Annotated in this window: 15 protein-coding genes; 4 read left to right on the top strand and 11 right to left on the bottom strand. The window is 73.0% G+C overall.

Annotation, left to right across the window (positions count from 1 at the left end; translation table 11 throughout):
- The first annotated feature begins 15 nt into the window (after window positions 1–15).
- Window positions 16–726: an ArsR/SmtB family transcription factor gene (locus tag SCNRRL3882_RS32440; protein WP_010046228.1), complete on the top strand. Its 711-nt coding sequence runs from the start codon at window positions 16–18 to the stop codon at window positions 724–726.
- A 106-nt stretch (window positions 727–832) separates the two neighbouring features.
- A complete protein-coding gene (locus SCNRRL3882_RS32435) occupies window positions 833–1,789 on the top strand; it encodes a DMT family transporter (protein WP_029181617.1) in 957 nt (318 codons plus the stop codon).
- Here SCNRRL3882_RS32435 and SCNRRL3882_RS32430 read toward each other — a convergent pair.
- The 11 genes from SCNRRL3882_RS32430 to SCNRRL3882_RS32370 form a co-directional block, all read right to left on the bottom strand.
- Complete coding sequence (locus SCNRRL3882_RS32430; RefSeq protein ID WP_010046223.1) at window positions 1,778–3,148, bottom strand: MFS transporter; 1,371 nt, start codon at window positions 3,146–3,148, stop codon at window positions 1,778–1,780. The two genes, SCNRRL3882_RS32435 and SCNRRL3882_RS32430, sit on opposite strands and share 12 nt — an antisense overlap.
- Window positions 3,149–3,341: 193 nt before the next feature.
- Window positions 3,342–4,424, bottom strand: coding sequence for a Zn-dependent alcohol dehydrogenase (locus SCNRRL3882_RS32425; protein WP_010046221.1), 1,083 nt, complete (start codon window positions 4,422–4,424; stop codon window positions 3,342–3,344).
- A gap of 21 nt (window positions 4,425–4,445) precedes the next feature.
- On the bottom strand, window positions 4,446–5,834 hold the full coding sequence (locus SCNRRL3882_RS32420; protein ID WP_010046219.1) for an aldehyde dehydrogenase family protein: 1,389 nt from the start codon (window positions 5,832–5,834) through the stop codon (window positions 4,446–4,448).
- Between the two features lie 129 nt (window positions 5,835–5,963).
- On the bottom strand, window positions 5,964–7,304 hold the full coding sequence (locus SCNRRL3882_RS32415) for an ABC transporter ATP-binding protein (protein WP_010046216.1): 1,341 nt from the start codon (window positions 7,302–7,304) through the stop codon (window positions 5,964–5,966).
- A 166-nt stretch (window positions 7,305–7,470) separates the two neighbouring features.
- Window positions 7,471–8,469, bottom strand: coding sequence for a class F sortase (locus SCNRRL3882_RS42675; protein ID WP_010046214.1), 999 nt, complete (start codon window positions 8,467–8,469; stop codon window positions 7,471–7,473).
- 868 nt (window positions 8,470–9,337) lie between these two features.
- Entirely contained in the window at window positions 9,338–9,928 is a 591-nt protein-coding gene (locus tag SCNRRL3882_RS32395) for a hypothetical protein (RefSeq protein WP_010046209.1), read from the bottom strand.
- 94 nt (window positions 9,929–10,022) lie between these two features.
- Window positions 10,023–11,252, bottom strand: a complete 1,230-nt coding sequence (locus SCNRRL3882_RS32390; RefSeq protein WP_029181616.1) for an MFS transporter — start codon at window positions 11,250–11,252, stop codon at window positions 10,023–10,025.
- A 34-nt stretch (window positions 11,253–11,286) separates the two neighbouring features.
- A complete protein-coding gene (locus tag SCNRRL3882_RS32385) occupies window positions 11,287–12,765 on the bottom strand; it encodes a citrate:proton symporter (RefSeq protein WP_324604468.1) in 1,479 nt (492 codons plus the stop codon).
- A 99-nt stretch (window positions 12,766–12,864) separates the two neighbouring features.
- Window positions 12,865–15,132 (bottom strand): molybdopterin oxidoreductase family protein, encoded by a 2,268-nt coding sequence (locus SCNRRL3882_RS32380; RefSeq protein WP_010046204.1) that lies wholly within the window; start codon window positions 15,130–15,132, stop codon window positions 12,865–12,867.
- 92 nt (window positions 15,133–15,224) lie between these two features.
- Window positions 15,225–15,833, bottom strand: coding sequence for a TetR/AcrR family transcriptional regulator (locus tag SCNRRL3882_RS32375; protein WP_010046201.1), 609 nt, complete (start codon window positions 15,831–15,833; stop codon window positions 15,225–15,227).
- 4 nt (window positions 15,834–15,837) lie between these two features.
- A complete protein-coding gene (locus SCNRRL3882_RS32370; RefSeq protein WP_086012584.1) occupies window positions 15,838–16,494 on the bottom strand; it encodes a hypothetical protein in 657 nt (218 codons plus the stop codon).
- A 180-nt stretch (window positions 16,495–16,674) separates the two neighbouring features.
- Here SCNRRL3882_RS32370 and hmgA point away from each other — a divergent pair, with 180 nt between their 5' ends.
- Complete coding sequence (hmgA, locus tag SCNRRL3882_RS32365; protein ID WP_010046197.1) at window positions 16,675–17,991, top strand: homogentisate 1,2-dioxygenase; 1,317 nt, start codon at window positions 16,675–16,677, stop codon at window positions 17,989–17,991.
- A 26-nt stretch (window positions 17,992–18,017) separates the two neighbouring features.
- Window positions 18,018–18,767: a GntR family transcriptional regulator gene (locus tag SCNRRL3882_RS32360; RefSeq protein WP_010046195.1), complete on the top strand. Its 750-nt coding sequence runs from the start codon at window positions 18,018–18,020 to the stop codon at window positions 18,765–18,767.
- Window positions 18,768–18,785 lie beyond the last annotated feature (18 nt).

Raw genomic sequence — 18,785 nt, 5'->3', positions numbered from 1 at the left:
TTCCATGCTGGGGACATGACGACGAGAGACCCGCAGGCCACGGCCCTGGCCCGGCTGGCGGCGCTGTTCGCGGACGAGACCCGGGCCGCGTGCCTGCTGGCGCTGCTCGACGGGCGGGCCTGGACCGCGAGCGAACTGGCGCGGCACGCGGGTGTCGCCGCCTCGACGCTGAGCGAGCACCTCGGCCGGCTCGTCGCGGGCGGGTTGCTCGCCGAGGAGCGGCAGGGCCGGCACCGGTACGTCCGGCTGGCCGACGCGCGAGTCGCGCAGCTGGTGGAGGACCTGGCGGCGCAGGTCGCGCCGGGTACGGCCGTACGGCCGCGGAACCTGCGGGAGTCCAGCGCCGGTTCGGCGATGGCCCGGGGCCGCACCTGCTACGACCATCTCGCCGGGCGGCTCGGCATCGCGGTCACGGACGCGCTGACGGCGCGCGGGCTGCTGCAGCAGGAGACCGGGTTCGCGCTCACCGACGCCGCGCTGGCGTGGTTCGAGTCGGCCGGTATCGGCCTCGACCGGCGTGGCCGGCGCCCCCTGGCCCGGGCCTGTCTCGACTGGACCGAACGCCGGCCTCATCTCGCGGGCGTCGCGGGAGCGGCGCTGTGCCGGCACGCCCTGGACACGGGGTGGTGCGTGCGTATCGGCTCCGAGCGGGCCGTGAAGGTGACGGCTGCCGGTGAGCGGGCCCTGTTCGATCTGCTGGGCGTTCAGGCGGCGGTGCTGCGCTGACCCGAAGCCCCGTCGGACAGGCCCCGGCGCGCGGTCCGGTGGTCCGCGAACGCCCCGTCCGAAATTCGCGAGCGTCCGTTCCCCCTCCCCTCCTAGCCTCGGGATCATGATGAACCACACCCCGCCCCGTCCCGCCCGCCGGGCCGAGCTGCTGGCCGCCGGTGCGGCCGCGGTGACCGTCGTACTGTGGGCGTCCGCCTTCGTCTCCATCCGCAGTGCGGGGGAGGCGTACTCGCCGGGCGCGCTGGCGCTCGGGCGGCTGCTGGCCGGGTCGCTGACACTGGGGGTGATCTGCCTGCTGCGGCGGGAGGGGTGGCCGCCGCGGTCGGCCTGGCGCGGGATCGCGGTGTCGGGGCTGCTGTGGTTCGGCGTCTACATGGTCGCCCTCAACTGGGGCGAGCAGCAGGTCGACGCGGGTACGGCCGCCCTGGTCGTGAACACCGGGCCGATCCTCATCGCGCTGCTGGGTGCCCGGTTGCTCGGTGATCCGATGCCGCCGCGGCTGCTGGCGGGGATGGCGGTGTCGTTCGCCGGTGCGGTGACCGTGGGTCTCTCGATGTCCGGTGAGGGCGGCTCCTCCGTGCTCGGGGTGGTGCTGTGCCTGCTGGCGGCGGTCACCTACGCCGGTGGTGTCGTCGCGCAGAAGCCGGCGCTGGGCACGGCCAGTCCGTTGCAGGTGACGACGTTCGGCTGCCTGGCCGGCGCGGTGGTCTGTCTGCCGTTCGCCGGGCAGCTCGTCCAGGAGGCCGCCGACGCGCCGGCCTCCGCGACGCTCAACATGGTGTACCTGGGCGTCTTTCCGACCGCCCTGGCCTTCACGACGTGGGCGTACGCCCTGTCCCGGACGACCGCGAGCCGGATGGGTGCGACGACCTACGCGGCGCCCGCGCTGGTCGTCCTGATGTCCTGGCTGTTCCTCGGCGAGGTGCCGGGGCTGCTCACCCTGGTCGGCGGCGTGCTGTGCCTGGCGGGTGTCGCGGTGTCCCGGTCGCGGGCCCGGGCCGGGTCTGCGGGAGCGGTTCCGCAGCCCCGGCCCGAGCGGGCCTCGGACTCAGCCCGCTGACGTGGCCGGGGGCTCGGCCTCCGGCCCGTCCTCGGTTTCCGCCGCGCGTGCCCGGTCCGCGAGGACCTTGATCGAGACCAGCGCGATCACCGAGAGCGCGATGATGTAGCCCGACACCGCCATCGAGGTGCCCGTCGCCTCCAGCAGCAGCACCATGACGAAGGGGGCGAGGCCGCCGCCCGCGACGGCCGCGATCTGGTAGCCGAGGGAGGCGCCGGTGTAGCGCATCTCGGGCGTGAACAGCTCGGCGAACAGGGCGGCCTGGGGGCCGTACATGATGCTCAGGAAGCAGCTGGCGACGAACGTGCCGACCGCGAGCCAGAGCAGCGAGCCGGTGTCGATCAGCAGGAAGAGCGGCACGGCCCACAGCGCGATGCCGGCCGCCCCGAAGGCGTAGATCCGGATGCGGCCGATGCGGTCGGAGAGCGCGGCGGCGGCCGGGATCAGCACGAGCTGGGTGAGGCTGACGCAGAGCGAGACCGTGAGCACCGGGCCCTTCCTCATGTCCAGCTCGCGGGTCGTGTAGTCGAGGACACCGGTGATGAGGATGTAGAAGGTCGCGGTGTTCACGGCGAAGGAGCCGCCGGCGAGGAGCACCGTGCCGAGGTGGCCGCGCAGGATCGTGCGCAGCGGCGAGCTCTGCTCGGTCTTCTCCTGCTCCGCGAGGGCGCGTTCGGCCTCCCGGAACGCCGGGGTCTCCTCGACACGGGTGTGGATGTACCAGGCGAGGGCGAGGACGAGCAGTCCGACCAAGAACGGCACGCGCCAGCCCCAGGCCGCGAACGCCGAGTCGGTGGTGAGCGCGCCGGCGACCAGGAAGACCGTGTTGGCACTCACCACGCCGATGGGGACGCCGAGCTGGACGACACTGCCGTAGACGCCGCGCTTGCCCTCCGGGGCGTACTCGGTGGCCAGGAGCATCGCACCGCCCCACTGGGCGCCGACGGCGACGCCCTGTGCGACGCGGAGCAGGACGAGCAGGATCGGGGCGGCGACGCCGATCGTCTCGTACGTCGGCAGCAAGCCGATGCCGGTGGTGGCCACGCCCATCAGCGTGAGGGCGAGGACCAGCATCGGCTTGCGGCCGCGCTTGTCGCCGAGGTGGCCGGCGACGATGCCGCCGAGGGGGCGGGCGAGGAAGCCGACGGCGAACGTGGCGAAGGAGGCCAGCACGCCGGCGCTGGGGCTGCCGGCGGGGAAGTACAGGTCGCCGAGGACGAGGGCGGCGGCGATGCCGAAGACGAAGTAGTCGTACCACTCGACGGCCGAGGCGAGGGCCGCGGCGGTGGCCACGCGGCGGCGATTGCCCACGGCGGGCGCGGTGGCGGTGTGCGACTGAGCGGAAGGGGCCGTGTCCATGCGGTGCACGCTCCGGTGGGTGCGGGGACGGAACGGGGGGTGGCTCGATGGTCCGGGGAACGTACTGACCGGACGGTATGTACGTCAACGGGTCGCACACCAGGACTTTTGCCTGTAGGCGCCAACGACTACGGCTCCGGGCACGGCTGAGGCCCCGGCCTCGCGCGGAGGCCGGGGTGCGGGACGAAGCGGACTAGAAGACGACCAGTGCCCGGCCGCCCTTGCCCGCCAGCATGTTCTCGAAGGCCGCCGGGATGCCGTCCAGACCGATGCGCTCGGTCACCAGGGCGGTCAGGTCCAGACGGCCCGCCCGGACGTGTTCGGCGAGTACCGGGAGGTCCTCGGCGGGGTTGGAGTTGCCGTAGACGCAGCCGGAGAGGGTGCGGCCCCAGTGGAAGATCTCCAGGGCGTTGAAGGTGACCTGCTGGTCCTTGCCGCCGATGCCGACGACCGTGGTGCGGCCGCCGCGGCGGGTGGAGTCCCAGGCCGTGCGGATGGAGACCGCGCGGCCGGCGCACTCGACGGCGACATCGACGCCCTGCCTGCCCGTGCGGGCGCGGATCTCGCGGGCGGTGGTCTCGGAGGCCAGGACGTAGTCGGTGGCCCCGGCCGTCCGGGCCAGCTCCTCCTTCCCGGCGGACACGTCCACGGCGACGATCTTCGAGGCACCCGCGATCCGAGCCGCCTGGATCGCCGCGAGCCCCACTCCCCCGGCGCCGAACACCGCGACCGTCTCGCCCTCGCGGACCCGGGCCGAGTGGTGGACGGCGCCGTAGCCGGTGAGGACGGCGCAGCCGAGGAGGGCCGCGTCGGTGAGCGGGACGCCGTCCGGAACGGGCAGGACGCAGGAGGCGGACACCACCGTCTCCTCGGCGAACGCGGCGACGTTCAGGCCGGGGTGGAGGTCGGTCCCCTCGGTGGTGCGGGCGTAGACGTCGGCGGCGCCGCTCAGGGCGTCGGCGCACAGCCAGACCTCGCCGAGCGAGCAGGCGTGGCAGGTGCCGCAGGACGGTGCCCAGTTGAGGACGACCCCGTCGCCGGGCGCGATGTGGGTGACGCCCTCGCCGACGGCGACGACCGTACCGGCGCCCTCGTGGCCGAGGACGGCGGGTGCGGGCACGCGCATGGTGCCGTTGGACAGGGACAGGTCGGAGTGGCAGACGCCGGCTGCGGCGAGCCGGACGCGGACCTGGCCGGGTCCGGGGTCGGGCAGGTCGATGCCGGTGATCTCCAGCGGGGAACCTACGGCGGGCAGGACGGCGGCGCGGACAGCCATGGCGGACGGGACTCCCCTGGGCTAGAACTGGAGGGACTTGGTCTGGAGGTACTCGGTCAGGCCGTGCACGCCGAGTTCGCGGCCCACGCCCGACTGCTTGTAGCCGCCGAAGGGGGCGAGGGGGTTGAAGCGGCCGCCGTTGATGTCGACCTGGCCGGTCTCCATCCGGCGTGCGAAGGCCACCGCCTCGGCCTCGTCCCCGGCCCAGACGGCGCCGGCCAGGCCGTAGACCGTGCCGTTGGCGATCCGCAGGGCCTCCTCCTCGTCCTCGTAGCGCAGGATCGACAGGACCGGGCCGAAGATCTCCTCCTGTGCGATGGTCATGCCCTCGGTGACGTCGGCGAAGACGGTCGGACTGACGAAGTAGCCCTTCTCGCGCGGGGCTTCGGGCCCGCCGGCGACCAGCCGGGCGCCTTCCGCTACGCCCCTCTCGATGTAGCCGCGCACCCGGGCCTGCTGCTTGGCGTTGACGACCGGACCGATGCGCTCGCCGTACTTGGCGGCGGCCGTCGCGGCGAGTTCCACCGCCTCGTCGTACTGGTCGCGGTGGACCAGCATGCGGGTCCAGGCGCTGCACGTCTGCCCGGAGTTGGACATGACGTTGGCGACGCCGACGTTGACCGCCTTGGCGAGGTCGGCGGTCGGGAGGATGACGTTGGCGGACTTGCCGCCGAGTTCGAGGGCGACCTTCTTGACCTGCCCGGCGGCGATCGCGGCGATCCGCCGGCCGACGGCGGTGGAGCCGGTGAAGGAGACCAGGTCGACGCCCGGGTGCTCGGCGAGGGCCTGGCCGGCGACCGGGCCGAGGCCGGTGACCAGGTTGAAGACGCCCGCCGGGATCCCGGCCTCGTGCACGGCGTCGGCGAAGAGGCGGGCGACCAGCGGGGTGTCCTCGGCGGGCTTCACGACGACCGTGCAGCCCGCCGCGAGAGCCGGGGCGACCTTGGCCACGATCTGGTGCAGGGGGTAGTTCCAGGGCGTGATCGCGGCCACGACACCGACCGGCTCGTGGTGGACGACCGAGTTGCCGGTCTTCTCCTCGAAGGCGTACGTCGCCGCCAGCTCGGCGTAGGAGCCCGCGACCGCGATCGGCACGGCCGCGTGGACCGTCTGGGAGAGCTTCAGGGGTGCGCCGAGTTCGGCGGTGACGGTCTCGGCGATCTCGTCCGCGCGGGCCACGAGCACGTCCCGCAGGGCACTGAGGCGCGCCGCGCGCTCGGCGGGCGGGGTGGTGGCCCAGTCGGGGAGCGCGGCGCGGGCGGCCCGTACGGCGGCGTCGACGTCCTCGGCGGTGCCGGCCGGGACCGTGCCGATGACCTGCTCGTCGGCCGGGTTCACGACCTCGATCACGTCCTGGCCGGCGGCGGGGCGCCAGGCGCCCCCGATGTACATGCCGTCGTATGCCTTCATCGCGCTTCCTCCGGGGCGGGGCGTCGTCGTCCGGAACATAAACTAGCGACGATAGTTTTCCGGCGCCAGACGTCCCGGGGTCCCGGGTCATCACAGCACGGCCGGGGCCCCGCCCGGGTGTGCGGCTCCTCACTCCCCCAGGTCGGGCAGGTGCGCCGGGTGCGGGCAGATTCGGTCGCCGTGCTGGTCGAAGACGAAGAGGTGGGCGAGGTCGACGAGGAGCGGCACCTGCATGCCGTGGCGCAGGGCCAGGTCCGGGGTGGTGCGCACGATGAGGTCGCCGGGCAGGCGGGGTTCGGCGGCCGGAGGGCGGGCTCCGGCGTCCCGGGGGTCGTCCAGGGCCACGACGGGGCCCGACCGTCCGGCTCCGGTCCGCTCCCGCAGCCGGGTGAGGACCGAGGCCTCACGGCGGCGGCGCCGGGCGGGGCGGCCGGGGCGGGGGCGCGGGGCCTCCAGTTCGGGGACGACGGCGGGGCGGGAGCCGGTGTTGAAGTGGACGAGGATCTCGTGCCCCTGGAACTCCACGTGCTCGACCAGGCCGGTGATCGGCACCTCGCCGGGGCGGGCCGCGGAGTGCTTGGCGATCCGGACGGCCTCCGAGCGCAGGCCCACGATGACCTCGCGGCCCTGCTGGACGCGCAGCAACTGGTGGTCCAGGGAGAGCGGCTCGGGCAGGCGCAGGAACTGCTTGCCCAGGCTGATGGTCATCGCGCCGTCCAGCGGGGCGCGCACCAGACCGCGCAGCAGGTTGATGCGCGGGGTGCCGATGAAGGCGGCGACGAAGACGTTGCTGGGCAGCGCGTAGACGACACGCGGGCTGTCGACCTGCTGGAGCACGCCGCCGCGCAGCACGGCGACCCGGTCGCCGAGCGACATGGCCTCGGCCTGGTCGTGGGTGACGTAGATGGTGGTGACACCCAGCTCCTTGGTCAGCTGGGAGATCTCGGCGCGCAGATGGGTGCGGAGCTTGGCGTCGAGGTTGGACAGCGGCTCGTCCATCAGGAAGGCGGAGGGGTGGCGGGCGATGGCCCGGCCCATGGCGACCCGCTGGCGTTCACCGCCGGAGAGCTGGCCGGGCAGGCGGTCGAGTAGGTCCTCGATGCCCAGCATCCGGGCGGTGGCGTCCACGCGCGGGGTGGGGTCCGTGCCCGGGGCCTCGATGCGCAGCGGGAAGCCGATGTTGGCGCGGCTGGTCATGTTCGGGTAGAGGGCGAAGTTCTGGAAGACCATCGCCATGTCCCGCCCGGACGGCGGCAGGTCGTTGGCGTACTCGCCGTCGAGCAGCAGCTCGCCCTCGTCGATCTCCTCCAGTCCGGCGATCATCCGGAGCACGGTCGACTTGCCGCAGCCGGACGGGCCGAGCAGCACGAGGAATTCGCCCGGCGTGATGTCCAGCGACAGCCGGTCCACGACGCGGGCGCCCCGCGTGTAGGCCTTGCTCACGTCGTGCAGGGAGATGGCGCGTGTCATGAGGTGCCCCCGAGGGGTCATCAGGGCGCTGGTGCTCCGCGGTCGGAAGCCCCGTGCGGGTCGTACGGGGCTGTGGGTCACGGAAGTTAACGGAATGTGCGCGGCCTGGGGAAGACACCGGGCGGGATCCGGGCCTTCCGTCCACCTGGTGAGAAGGTGCCCTAGGTCAGCGGACGCCGGTGAGGTGGGCGAAGACCACGACGTTCCCGGAGTAGCCCTTCCTGCGGTCGTAGTTGCCGCCGCAGGTGATCAGGCGCAGCTCGGGGCGGCTTCGGGCGCCGTACACCTCCTTGCTGGGGAAGTGCGCCTTCTCGTACGACTTGATCTTGTCCACGGTGTAGACGGCGATCCGCCCGTCGGCGCGGCGGGCCTTGACGACGAGGCCGGGTTTCAGCTGTGTCAGCCCGGCGAAGACGGCGGGACCGGTGTCCGTGTCCAGATGCCCGACGGCCACGGCGGTGCCCTGCTCGCCGGGCGAGGCGCCGTGCTTGTACCAGCCGACTAGCTTGGGGTCGTCCTCCGGGGGCGCGGTGAGGCGGCCGTCCCGGTCGAGGCCCAGGCCCATGACCGGGGCGTCGACGCTGAGGTAGGGGATGAGCAGGCGGGTGGCCCGGGAGGGGGGCAGCGGGCGGGGTGATACCGGGGGGCGGGACGGTCGTGCGGTGGGGGTGGCGGTGCGGTTCGGGTCGGCGTCGGGGGCGGGCCTCTGGTGCCGTGCCCCGGGGACGTCGGCGGGCGGCCGCTGGTGCCGTGCACCCTGGGCGCCGGTGGAGGGCGCGGGCGTGGGGGATCCGAGCCCCCGGGGCCGGGCGGTGCGGGACCCGGCGGCATCGGGTCCGGGGGCGGGGGTCGCGGCCGTACGGGACGCCGGTGCCCGGGACGTGCCGGTCTGGGGGCCGGGTTCCCGGGAGGGGCGGGGTGGGGCGGCCGGGGCGTCGTCCGACCCGTCCGGCGCGGCGGCGGTGGCGGCACCCGGGTCGCCCGGCACGGCAGCGGCAGCCCCCGCGGAGCCCGGCGGGAGGGCCGTGGCCGCCCTGTCGGGTTCTCCACCCCGGTCCACGCAGACACCACACACGAGCAGGAAGACGGTCACCACGATCGTCCGCGTCAGGCGGTAGGCGCGCGTCCGGTACCAGGGCTTGCGGGGACGCCGGCGCCGCGCCACCGGAACAGCGGCGTACCCGGAACCCGCCCTGCGCCGCCCCGCCGGAACAGCGGCGTACCCGGAACCCGCCCTGCGCCGCCCCGCCGGAACAGCGGCGTACCCGGAACCCGCCCTGCGCCGCCCCGCCGGAACAGCGGCGGCACCGGTTCCGGCCTCACGCCGGACCACCGGGCCGGTGCCGCCCCCGTACCCCGGCCCTCGCCGCGTCACGCGAGCAGCACCGGGCCCGGGCCCGGCCCCCCGCCGCAGCCCCGCCTCAGCATCGGGAGCCACCACGACCCCACGCCGCCCCGCCGGAACCCCGCCGGAGCCTGCCCGACCGCCACGCCGCCCCGCCGGCACGGCAGCGGAACCGGAGCCTGCCCCACGCCGATCCACCGGGCCCGCCTCAGCCCCGGGACCAGCTCCACGCCGAGCCGTCGGCCCCGCCTCAGCCCCGAGACCACCTCCACGCCGAAACACCGACCCCGCCTCGGCCCCGGGACCATCCCCACGCCGAAACACCGGGCCCGGCTCAGCCCAAAGACCAGCTCCACGCCGATCCACCGACCCCGGCTCAGCCCAAAGACCAGCTCCAAGCCGATCCACCGACCCCGCCGCAGCCCCGAGACCACCCCCACGCCGAACCACCGACCCCGCCTCAACCCCATGCTCAGCCCCACGCCGCACTCTCGAGCCGGTCTCAACCCCACGCTCAGTCCCACGCCGCACTTTCGAGCCGGTCTCAGGCCGATAGCCGCCCCCGCGCCGAACCACCGAGCCGGCGCCGGGGCCGGCCCCTCCCTCACCCCGCCCCACCGGGGCCGCACCAACGCCCTCCCCGGGCCCACGCCACTCCACCGGAGCGGCGCGATACGCGGAACGCGGCCTACGCCGCGCCATCGGGGCGGCGACGGAGCCGGAACCAGACCGTCCCGGCGACGGCGGCCAGCCCGACGGCGGCGGCGCCGGCGACCGGCGTGAAGGCCTCGGCACGGGCGATGCCGCCGCCACCCGCCGGCGGGCCGCCGTTGGGCGTGATCGCGGTGGGCGTGGCCTTGGAGGCCGGGCAGTCGACCTGGAACACCTTGAACTTGCCCGCGCCGTGGGCCCGGTCGGTGAGCCACGTCAGCTTGTACTGCCCGTTGGGCAGGTCGATGAGCGGTGAGCGGCCCGCCCCGGCCGCGTCGAGGGTGACGGAACCGCTCTCGGCCGGCACCTCGGGCAGGGTCTGGATGGTCCAGTTGACCGTCTCGCCTCCCTCGAAGTCGAACGCGGCGAGGTAGAAGTCGCAGACCTTCGGATCGTTGCGGCGATCGGTGGCGAGCGTCTCGCGGGCGTGGATCTTGACGTCCCCGTTGTCCCCCGGAGCGGCGACAGCGGGCACCGCGCTCAGGGTGGTCCCAGCGAGGGTGAGGGCGGCGAGGACGGCGGTGCGGGTGCCGGCACGGCACGCGGGGGGTACGACGGGCATGAACATGCCTCCAAGTCAGATGATAGTCATACAAACACCTCGTCGCCTGACTCTCTGTCACATGACCGTCGAAACAGTGGCAACTGCGCCCTGCGACGCGTCAGATATCGCTCTTCCGGCGCAGCCGTACCCGCGGCGGGCGGTCCTCGCCCGCCTCCTTCGGCTCCCGCGGTGACCGCACGGCGACACCTGAGGACAGCAGCAACAGCACCCCGAGCATCACGAACGGCGCCGCCACCCCCGCCACCCCGGCGATCAGCCCGGCCGCCGCGGGCGCGGCGACCTGGCCGAGCCGGTTGCCGGTCAGGCGCAGCGCCAGGGCCGTGGAACGGGCCTCGTCGGGAGCGGCCTGGACGACCGTCGTCATGGACAGCGGCTGCCCCACGCCGAGGCAGAAGCCGAGCAGCACCAGCAGCAGCCCGAGCGCCCACACCGGCACCGGCAGGGCGATGCCCGCGCACAGCAGGGCCGCCAGCAGGCAGGTCACCGTGAGCAGCGCGGTGCGGCCGAGCAGCCGCAGCAGCGGCGTCAGCACCAGACGGCACGCGATGGTGGCCGCCGCTCGCAGGCTGAGCAGGACGCCGATCACGGACGGCGCGATGCCCCGGTGCTCCCCGACCACCGGGAGGTAGGCGGTGAGGATGTCGGTCGCGGACAGCACGGCGAGGCTGATGAGGATGCCGGCCGGCACGCCCCGGGTGCGCAGGATGCGCCGGACCGGGACACGATCGCCCTTCTCCGCACGGGACGTGGCCGCCGTACGGCGGTGCTCGATGCGCCACAGCGAGGTGAACGCGACCGCCCCGATCGCGCCCGCCACGATCAGGGCGAGCGCGCTGGTGCCCCTCATGTCGTCACCGCCGATCACCGCGCCCGCGGCGATGGGGCCGACCAGCTGGCCGAGCGCGGCGCCGATGGTGAAGTGGCCGAAGTTGCGGTCCTGGTCGTGCGGCGCGGACTGGCGGGCGACGAGGGACTGGGAGCCGATGACGAAGCAGAGGTGGCCGAGGCCCATCACGCCGCTCCACAGGGCCATCGCCCACAGGGAGTCGGCGACGCCGCTGAGCGCGCAGCCGCCGGATATGAGGACCACGCCGATGGGCAGCAGGGGCGCGCAGCGGCCGTGGTCGGTACGGCGGCCGAGGGGCACGGCCGCGAACAGCGGCAGCAGCGCGTACACACCAGCGATCACGCCGACCGCGCGCTCGTCCGCGCCCAGCGCGAGGGCCCGGTAGGAGACGGCGGGCCGGGCCATCGACACCGCCCCCTGCGCGAAGCTGAAGGCGATGACGAGGCGGAGCAGCCAGCCGCGGTTCCCACCGGGCCTCACGATGTCCTCCATACGGGTCGGATGACCACGGGGGTCAGATGATGCCGAAGAGCAAGCCTGCCCCGAGGATGACCAGGCAGGTGAGGGCGGCCCACTTCACGACGAACTTCGTGTGGTCGCCGAACTCCACCTTGGCCATGCCGACCAGGACGTAGACGGCCGGGACGAGCGGGCTGGACATGTGCAGCGGCTGGCCGACGAGGGAGGCACGGGCCATCTCCATCGGGGAGACACCATGCGCGGCGCCCGCCTCGGCGAGGACGGGGAGGACACCGAAGTAGAAGCCGTCGTTCGACATGAAGTACGTCAGCGGCAGGCTCAGCACACCGGTCACGATGGCCATGTGCGGGCCCATGCCCGCGGGGATGACGTCCACCATCCACTTGGCCATCTGGTCGACCATGCCGGTGCCCTGGAGGACGCCGGTGAAGACGGCGGCGGCGAAGACCATGCCGGAGACGTTCAGGACGTTGTCGGCGTGGGCGGCCAGACGGGCCTTCTGGTCGGGGATGTGCGGGAAGTTCACGGTGAGGGCGAGCGCGGCACCGAGCAGGAACAGCACCGGGATCGGCAGCAGCTCCATGATCATCGCGGTGAGCAGGGTGACGGTGAGCAGCGCGTTGAACCAGTAGAGCTTGGGGCGCAGGGTGGCCCGGTTCGGGTCGAGGCCCTGGAAGCCGTCGCCGTCCGAGGAGTCCGCGGAGTCCCCGGCGGCCTCCGGAGCGTCCGTGCCGGAGCCCGTGCCGCCCGTGGCGCCGGAGCCGCCCTTGCGCATTGAGACCTTGCCGTCGCCGGAGCCGCCGGCGCCCACGAGGACCGTCTCGGTCTCCTTCTCCTCCTCCAGCACCTCGTCCAGCGTCAGCACGCCCAGCCGCCGGCGCTCACGCACACCGAGGACGTAGGAGAGGACGAAGACGAACAGCAGGCCCACCAGGAGCGCGGGGATCATCGGGACGAAGATGTCGCTGGCGTCGAGCTTGAGCGCGGTCGCGGCGCGGGCGGTCGGGCCGCCCCAGGGGAGGGTGTTCATCACGCCGTTGGCCATGGCGGCGACACCGGTCATCACGACCAGGCTCATCTTCAGGCGCTTGTACAGCGGGTACATCGCCGAGACCGTGATCATGAAGGTGGTGGAGCCGTCGCCGTCCAGCGACACGATCGCGGCGAGCACGGCGGTGCCGACGACGATCCGCATCGGGTCGGCTTTGCAGAATTTGAGGATGCCGCGGACGATCGGGTCGAAGAGACCGACATCGATCATCACCCCGAAGTAGACGATCGCGAACATGAGCATCGCCGCAGTGGGGGCGAGGTCGGTCACGCCGTCGAGGACGTAGTCGCCGAGCTTGGCGCCCTTGCCGACGAACACGCAGAACAGCGCGGGAATCAGCACGAGCGCCGCGATCGGCGACATCTTCTTCATCATGATCAGGACCAGGAAGGTCGCGATCATGGCGAAGCCGAGGATGGTCAGCATGAGTGGATACCTAACGTTCGCCCTTGAACATCCCACCAGGGCCGGCGGTGTCCGAGACGTTAGGTGCCGTCAAGCAGCGTTAACAAGACGTTGACGTGCGAGCAATAAGCGCAAAACTGCTGGTCACAGCTTTGCTCAGGTCAGAGCGGTGAGCTTTTCGGTCACGGATGCGCATCCGGAGGCCGTCTCGGGGGCGACCTCGACGGGCACTCCGTTGAGGACCGCGTTGCCCGACAGCGGGTCGAGCAGGCGGCCGTCGAGGAGCTGGTTGACGTTGACGCCGGGGTCGGTCGCGGCGTGACCGAGACGGGTGCCGGGGCGGTCGTGGCCCCAGCCGTGCGGCAGGCTCACCACGCCCCGGCGCACGTCGTCCGTGACCTCGGCGGGTGCGGTCACCTCTCCCCCGGCGCCCTTCACCCGCACCGGCGCCCCGTCGCGCACGCCCAGCCGTTCGGCGTCCTCGGGGTGGATGTGCAGGGTGCAGCGGTTGGAGCCGCCGGTGAGGGCGGGCACGTTGTGCATCCAGCTGTTGTTCGAGCGGAGGTGACGGCGGCCGACCAGGACGAGCCCGTCGGGGCGCTCCTCCCGGGCGCGCTTGAGGCGGGGCAGATCGTCCGCGATCGGCCGCGGCAGCAGCTCCACCGTGCCGCTCCTGGTCTTCAGCGGCTGCGGCAGGCGGGGGCGCAGCGGTCCGAGGTCGATGCCGTGCGGGTGTGCGAGCAGCTTCTGAAGGGTCAGTCCGTCCGGTCGTACGCCGAAGCCGTCGCCGTAGGGGCCGAGGCGCAGCATCATGTCCAGCCGTCGCTCGGGTCCGTTGTCGCCGGTGAGCCGGGCGGCCAGCTCGCGGGGATCCCGGCCGTGCACGGGCGAGTGCGGCTCCTTGACGGCCTTGCCGAGGGTCTGGTCGATGACCATCTGGTCGACGGCGGCCGGATCGGCCCCGTGCATGCCCGTCACCGCGAGGATCAGCCGGGCCAGGATCTCCGTCTCGGCCATGCGGCCCGGCTCCAGCGGGATCGCGGGGCGGGTGTAGCGGACCTGGTTGCGGACGGCGAGGGTGTTGAAGGCGAAGTCGTGGTGCGGGCTCTGGGAGGGCGGGGGCGGGGGCAGGACGACGTCGGCGTGGCGGGAGGTCTCGTTCAGGTACGGGTCGACGCTGACCATGAAGTCGAGCGAGTCGAGCGCCTTGTCGAGCCGGTCGCCGTCGGGTGCGGAGAGCACGGGGTTGGCGGCGACGGCGAGGAGCGCGCGTACCGGCTCGCCCTCCTCGGTGGTGGTGTCGATCTCCTCCGCGAGGGCGGAGAGGGGCAGTTCACCCTTGGCCTCCGGGTGCCGGCTCACGCGGGAGTGCCAGCGCCCGAGGGCGAAGCCGCGGCCGGGCCCGGCGGGGCGCGGGGTCTTGTCGGTGGCGGCCTGCGGGAAGAGCGCGCCGCCGGGCCGGTCGAGGTTGCCGGTGAGGATGTTCAGGACGTCGACGAGCCAACTGGCCAGGGTGCCGTGCGGGACGGTGCAGCTGCCGATGCGGCCGTAGACGGCGGCGGTGGGGGCGGCGGCGAGTTCGCGGGCGAGGGTGCGGATGACGCCGGCCTCGACATCGCAGGCGGCGGCGACGGCTTCGGGGGTGAACTCCCGCAAGGCGTCGGCAACTTCCTCGACGCCCTGCACGTGCGGGATCGGCTCGGTGAGCCCCTCGTCGAAGAGCACCTGGGCCATCGCCGCCAGCAGCAGCGCGTCGGTGCCGGGCCGCACGGCGATGTGCCGGTCGGCGAGCTTCGCGGTGCGGGTACGGCGCGGGTCGATCACGACGAGCGTGCCGCCCCGGGCCTTGAGGGCCTTCAGCTTGCCCGGGAAGTCGGGGGCCGTGCACAGGCTGCCGTTGGACTCCAGCGGGTTGGCGCCGATCAGGAGCAGGTGGTCGGTGTGGTCCAGGTCGGGCACGGGGATGGCGTTCGCGTCGCCGAAGAGCAGTCCGCTGGAGACGTGCTTGGGCATCTGGTCGACCGTGGAGGCGGTGAAGACGCTACGGGTGCCGAGCCCGGCGAGCAGCACCGCCGGGTAGAGGGCGCCGGCCATGGTGTGCACGTTGGGGTTGCCGAGGACGACGCCGACGGAGTTCGGGCCGTATCGCTCGACGACGGGCCGGATGCCGGCGGCGACCGCGTCGAAGGCCTCCTCCCAGGTGGCCTCGCGCAGCTCGCCGTCCCTGCGCACGAGCGGGGTGCGCAGCCGGTCGGGGTCGGCGTCGACGGCGCCGAAGGAGGCGCCCTTGGGGCAGATAAAGCCCTTGCTGAAGACGTCGTCGCGGTCACCTCGGGCGTGGGTGACGCGCGTCCCCTCGATGGTGAGGGTCAGGCCGCAGGTGGCCTCGCACAGGGGACAGATACGCAGGGCGGTGCGGGACACGGGTCCTCCCGGGGGCGGCGGCTACGGTGACGCACGGACGGCCTGAGCATACCGACCGGTATGCATGGAGGGGAGGCCCTGGCCGGACGAGGTCAGTCGAGCACTCGGGCCAGATACGCCCGCAGCATCTCCCGCATCTCCTCGATGATCTTCCGGTCCCCTTCCGGCACGACCCGGAACGCCAGATGCACCAGGGTGTCGGCGGTCTCGACGGCGATGAGGAAGACCCGGCGCAGCTCCTCGTCGGGCTCGCGGTCGAGATAGCCGGAGAGGAGCTCGGTGAGCCGGTCGGCGACGCGGTGGTTGGGTTCGGCGTGACGTGCGCCGACCGGGATCTGGTTGCCGAAGTCGACGAGGGAGAAGCCGGGCGCGGTGCGCTTCATCTCCAGGTACTCGTCGAGCACGGCGTCCATGGCCTCGCGCCAGCCCCCGTCGCCCGCTTCCCGCAGGCGCTGGGTGACCCGCTCCGAGTAGCGCTCCAGGTTGCGCTGCGCCAGCGCGTCGACCATCTGGCGCTTGTTGCCGAAGAAGCGGTAGACCGAGCCGATGGGGACCGCCGCCCGCTGGGCGACGGCCCGGGTGCTCAGGTCGTCGTAGCCGACCTCGTCGAGGAGGTCGGCGCAGGCGTCGAGGATTCTGGCCAGGCGTTCGGCGCTGCGCCGCTGGACGGGCGCACGACGGAGCGATGTCGCGTGGGGCACGGGCTCATGATGCCTTTCCAACGCGCTCCGGTGAACCTCGCCCCCGCATCCAGGAGCGGGTGTCCGTGATCCGGGACCGGGTGTCCATGCTCCGGGACGGCGTGTCCGTCGCGTGCGTCCGCGCCTGCCGCCGGACGTCCGTACTCGGCGTGGGGTCGGGCTCGGGGCCGGGCTCCGACGCGGTGATGTCGGCCGTGCTCTCCACGGGTGCGCCGTCCACCGCCCACACCGTGCCGTCGTCGGCGTGGAGACGGGCCGTGACGCGGTGCGTGCCCCGTGGCACGAGGCGCTCGGCGAGACGGTGCTCGGGCGCCCGGAGCCGGGCGACCGGGCGGCCGTCCACGTAGAGCCATGCGAGGCCGCGCCCGGCCACCGCCCGGGCTGCCGTACCGGCCGGGGAGAAGCGGAAGTTCCGCACGGTCAGACGGACGTCCCAGCCGCCGGCCGCGCCGGGCTGCACCTCGACGCCGACGTCGGGGGCGTCCCGCCGCGCCACCTCGCGGTAGGCACGCCCCTCCTGGTCCCGGTCCTCCAGAAGGCTGCCCACCGGTACGTGCCGCGTCCCGTCCTCCCGCGCCTCACCGGAGCCGCAGCCCGCGGATCCGGTCAGCAGGAGGACACAGACCGCGAGCACGGTGCGAGATCCCCGTGTCCACGACATGCCGGGGAGCGTAGAACAGGCGTCCGGTCCGGCGGATCGTCCTGGAGTCGGGTTCCCCTCCTCCGCAATGAGGAGTCCCGCAGGCCCGCGCGTCCCTCTTGCGTCGGGGAAATCGCAATCCTACGGTGTTGCATAGGAATCGGGTGGCGCACGAATCGGGACAACAAGGGAGCAGCGATCATGGGCGCGGACGCGCGGAAGACCGCCGAAGGGCTGACCTATCTCTCCGGCTTCGGCAACGAGCACAGCTCCGAGGCCGTCCCCGGCGCACTGCCGGAGGGCCGCAACTCGCCCCAGCGTGCCCCGCTCGGGCTGTACGCGGAACAGCTGAGCGGTACGGCCTTCACCGAGCCCCGGGCCCACAACCGCCGCTCGTGGCTGTACCGGATCCGCCCGTCGGCCGCGCACCCGGCGTTCACCCGCACGCACAACGGCTCGATCCGCACCGCCCCCTTCACGCAGACCGTGCCCGACCCCAACCGCCTGCGCTGGAACCCCCTGCCCGACCCGGCGCCGGAAACCGACTTCCTGGCCGGCCTGTGGACCCTCGGCGGCAACGGTGACGCCACCCAGCGCACCGGCATCGCCGTCCACCTCTACACCGCCAACGCCTCGATGGACCGGGTGTTCAGCGACGCCGACGGCGAGCTGCTGATCGTCCCGGAGCGCGGCGGGCTGCTGCTGCGCACCGAGTTCGGTCTGCTCCACGTGGAGCCGGGCCATGTGGCGCTGATCCCGCGTGGTGTCCGCTTCCGTGTGGACCTGCTCGACGAGTCCGCCCGCGGCTATGTGTGCGAGAACTACGGCGCGCCCTTCCGCCTCCCCGACCTGGGCCCGATCGGCGCGAACGGCCTGGCCAACCCGCGGGACTTCCGCGCCCCGGTCGCCGCGTACGAGGACGTCGAGGGCCCGGTGGAGGTGGTGAACAAGTTCTGCGGCAACCTCTGGACGGCCACCTACGACCACTCCCCGCTCGATGTCGTCGCCTGGCACGGCAACCATGTGCCGTATGTCTATGACCTTCGCCGCTTCAATGTGCTCGGCACCATCACGTACGACCACCCCGACCCGTCGATCTTCACGGTGCTGACGTCCCCGTCGGACACCCCGGGCCTGGCCGGGGTCGACTTCGTGGTGTTCGCCCCGCGCTGGCTGGTGGGCGAGGACACGTTCCGGCCGCCGTACTTCCACCGGAACGTGATGACCGAGTACATGGGCCTGATCGAGGGCGCGTACGACGCGAAAGCGGAAGGCTTCGTGCCGGGCGGCGGCTCGCTGCACAACATGATGTCGGCGCACGGCCCGGACCGGGAGACCTTCGACCGGGCGAGCGCCGCCGAGCTGAGGCCGCAGAAGATCGACGACGGCCTGGCGTTCATGTTCGAAACCCGCTGGCCGATCACTCTCACCCCGCAGGCGGCCCGCGCGGAACACCTCCAGCAGCGCTACGACGACGTCTGGCAGGGCCTGGAACGGCACTTCCGTCCCTTGCACTGAACATCCCCGACCGGTACGGATGGCCCGTGACCTCCTTCGCTCCGGACTCGATCGTCCTGAACCGCAAGCTGCCGCTCTGGTACCAGGTGTCGCAGTCGCTGCGCGCCTCGATCCTCGGCCGCTCGCCCCAGGACCCGCTGCGCCTGCCCACCGAGGAGCAGCTGGCCGGGCACTACGGCGTGAGCGTGCTGACCATGCGGCAGGCGCTGAAGGAGCTGGAGGACGAGGGGCTCATCACCCGCCACCGCCGGCGCGGCACGTTCATCGAGCCGCACGCGCGCCGGGGTTCCCCGGTCCGGCTGCTCGGCTCGGTGGACGCGATCGTGGCCCAGCAGTCCGGCATGACGACCGAGCTGCTGGACCACGGCACGGCCCCGGTGCCGGCCGAACTCGCCGAGTTCTTCCCGGATCTGACCGAGGTGGCGACGTACCACCGGCTGCGCAGCGACGAGAAGACCGGCGAGCCGACCAACCACGCCCGCAACCACGTGCGTCCCGAACTGGCCGCGCGCATGGACCTGGACGACCTGGTCCGGTGGCCCATGACCAAGGTGCTGCGGGACGTCGTCGGGGCGGACATCAGCCGCATCACGGACACGGTGGAGGCCCGCCTGGCCGACCCGGAGACCGCGAAACTGCTCCAAGTCCCGCTGCTCAGCCCGATCCTGCACTACACGGGCATCACGTACGACGCCGGCGGGCGGCCGCTGGACGTGGCCGTCATCCAGTACCGGGGGGACCGCTTCTCCTTCACGGTGACCCTGGACGCGACCTGACCCCTGTGCCGGAGCCAC

It is taken from the genome of Streptomyces chartreusis NRRL 3882 (genome assembly GCF_900236475.1).
GTDB lineage: Bacteria > Actinomycetota > Actinomycetes > Streptomycetales > Streptomycetaceae > Streptomyces > Streptomyces chartreusis_D.
Note: the sequence above shows the minus strand (reverse complement) of the source record. Positions and strands in the feature narration are given on the sequence as shown.

Coding starts and splice junctions, on each gene's coding strand:
- SCNRRL3882_RS32440 (WP_010046228.1), top strand. CDS start 16: ATGACGACGAGAGACCCGCAGGCCACGGCCCTGGCCCGGCTGGCGGCG.
- SCNRRL3882_RS32435 (WP_029181617.1), top strand. CDS start 833: ATGATGAACCACACCCCGCCCCGTCCCGCCCGCCGGGCCGAGCTGCTG.
- SCNRRL3882_RS32430 (WP_010046223.1), bottom strand. CDS start 3,148: ATGGACACGGCCCCTTCCGCTCAGTCGCACACCGCCACCGCGCCCGCC.
- SCNRRL3882_RS32425 (WP_010046221.1), bottom strand. CDS start 4,424: ATGGCTGTCCGCGCCGCCGTCCTGCCCGCCGTAGGTTCCCCGCTGGAG.
- SCNRRL3882_RS32420 (WP_010046219.1), bottom strand. CDS start 5,834: ATGAAGGCATACGACGGCATGTACATCGGGGGCGCCTGGCGCCCCGCC.
- SCNRRL3882_RS32415 (WP_010046216.1), bottom strand. CDS start 7,304: ATGACACGCGCCATCTCCCTGCACGACGTGAGCAAGGCCTACACGCGG.
- SCNRRL3882_RS32395 (WP_010046209.1), bottom strand. CDS start 9,928: ATGTTCATGCCCGTCGTACCCCCCGCGTGCCGTGCCGGCACCCGCACC.
- SCNRRL3882_RS32370 (WP_086012584.1), bottom strand. CDS start 16,494: ATGTCGTGGACACGGGGATCTCGCACCGTGCTCGCGGTCTGTGTCCTC.
- hmgA (WP_010046197.1), top strand. CDS start 16,675: ATGGGCGCGGACGCGCGGAAGACCGCCGAAGGGCTGACCTATCTCTCC.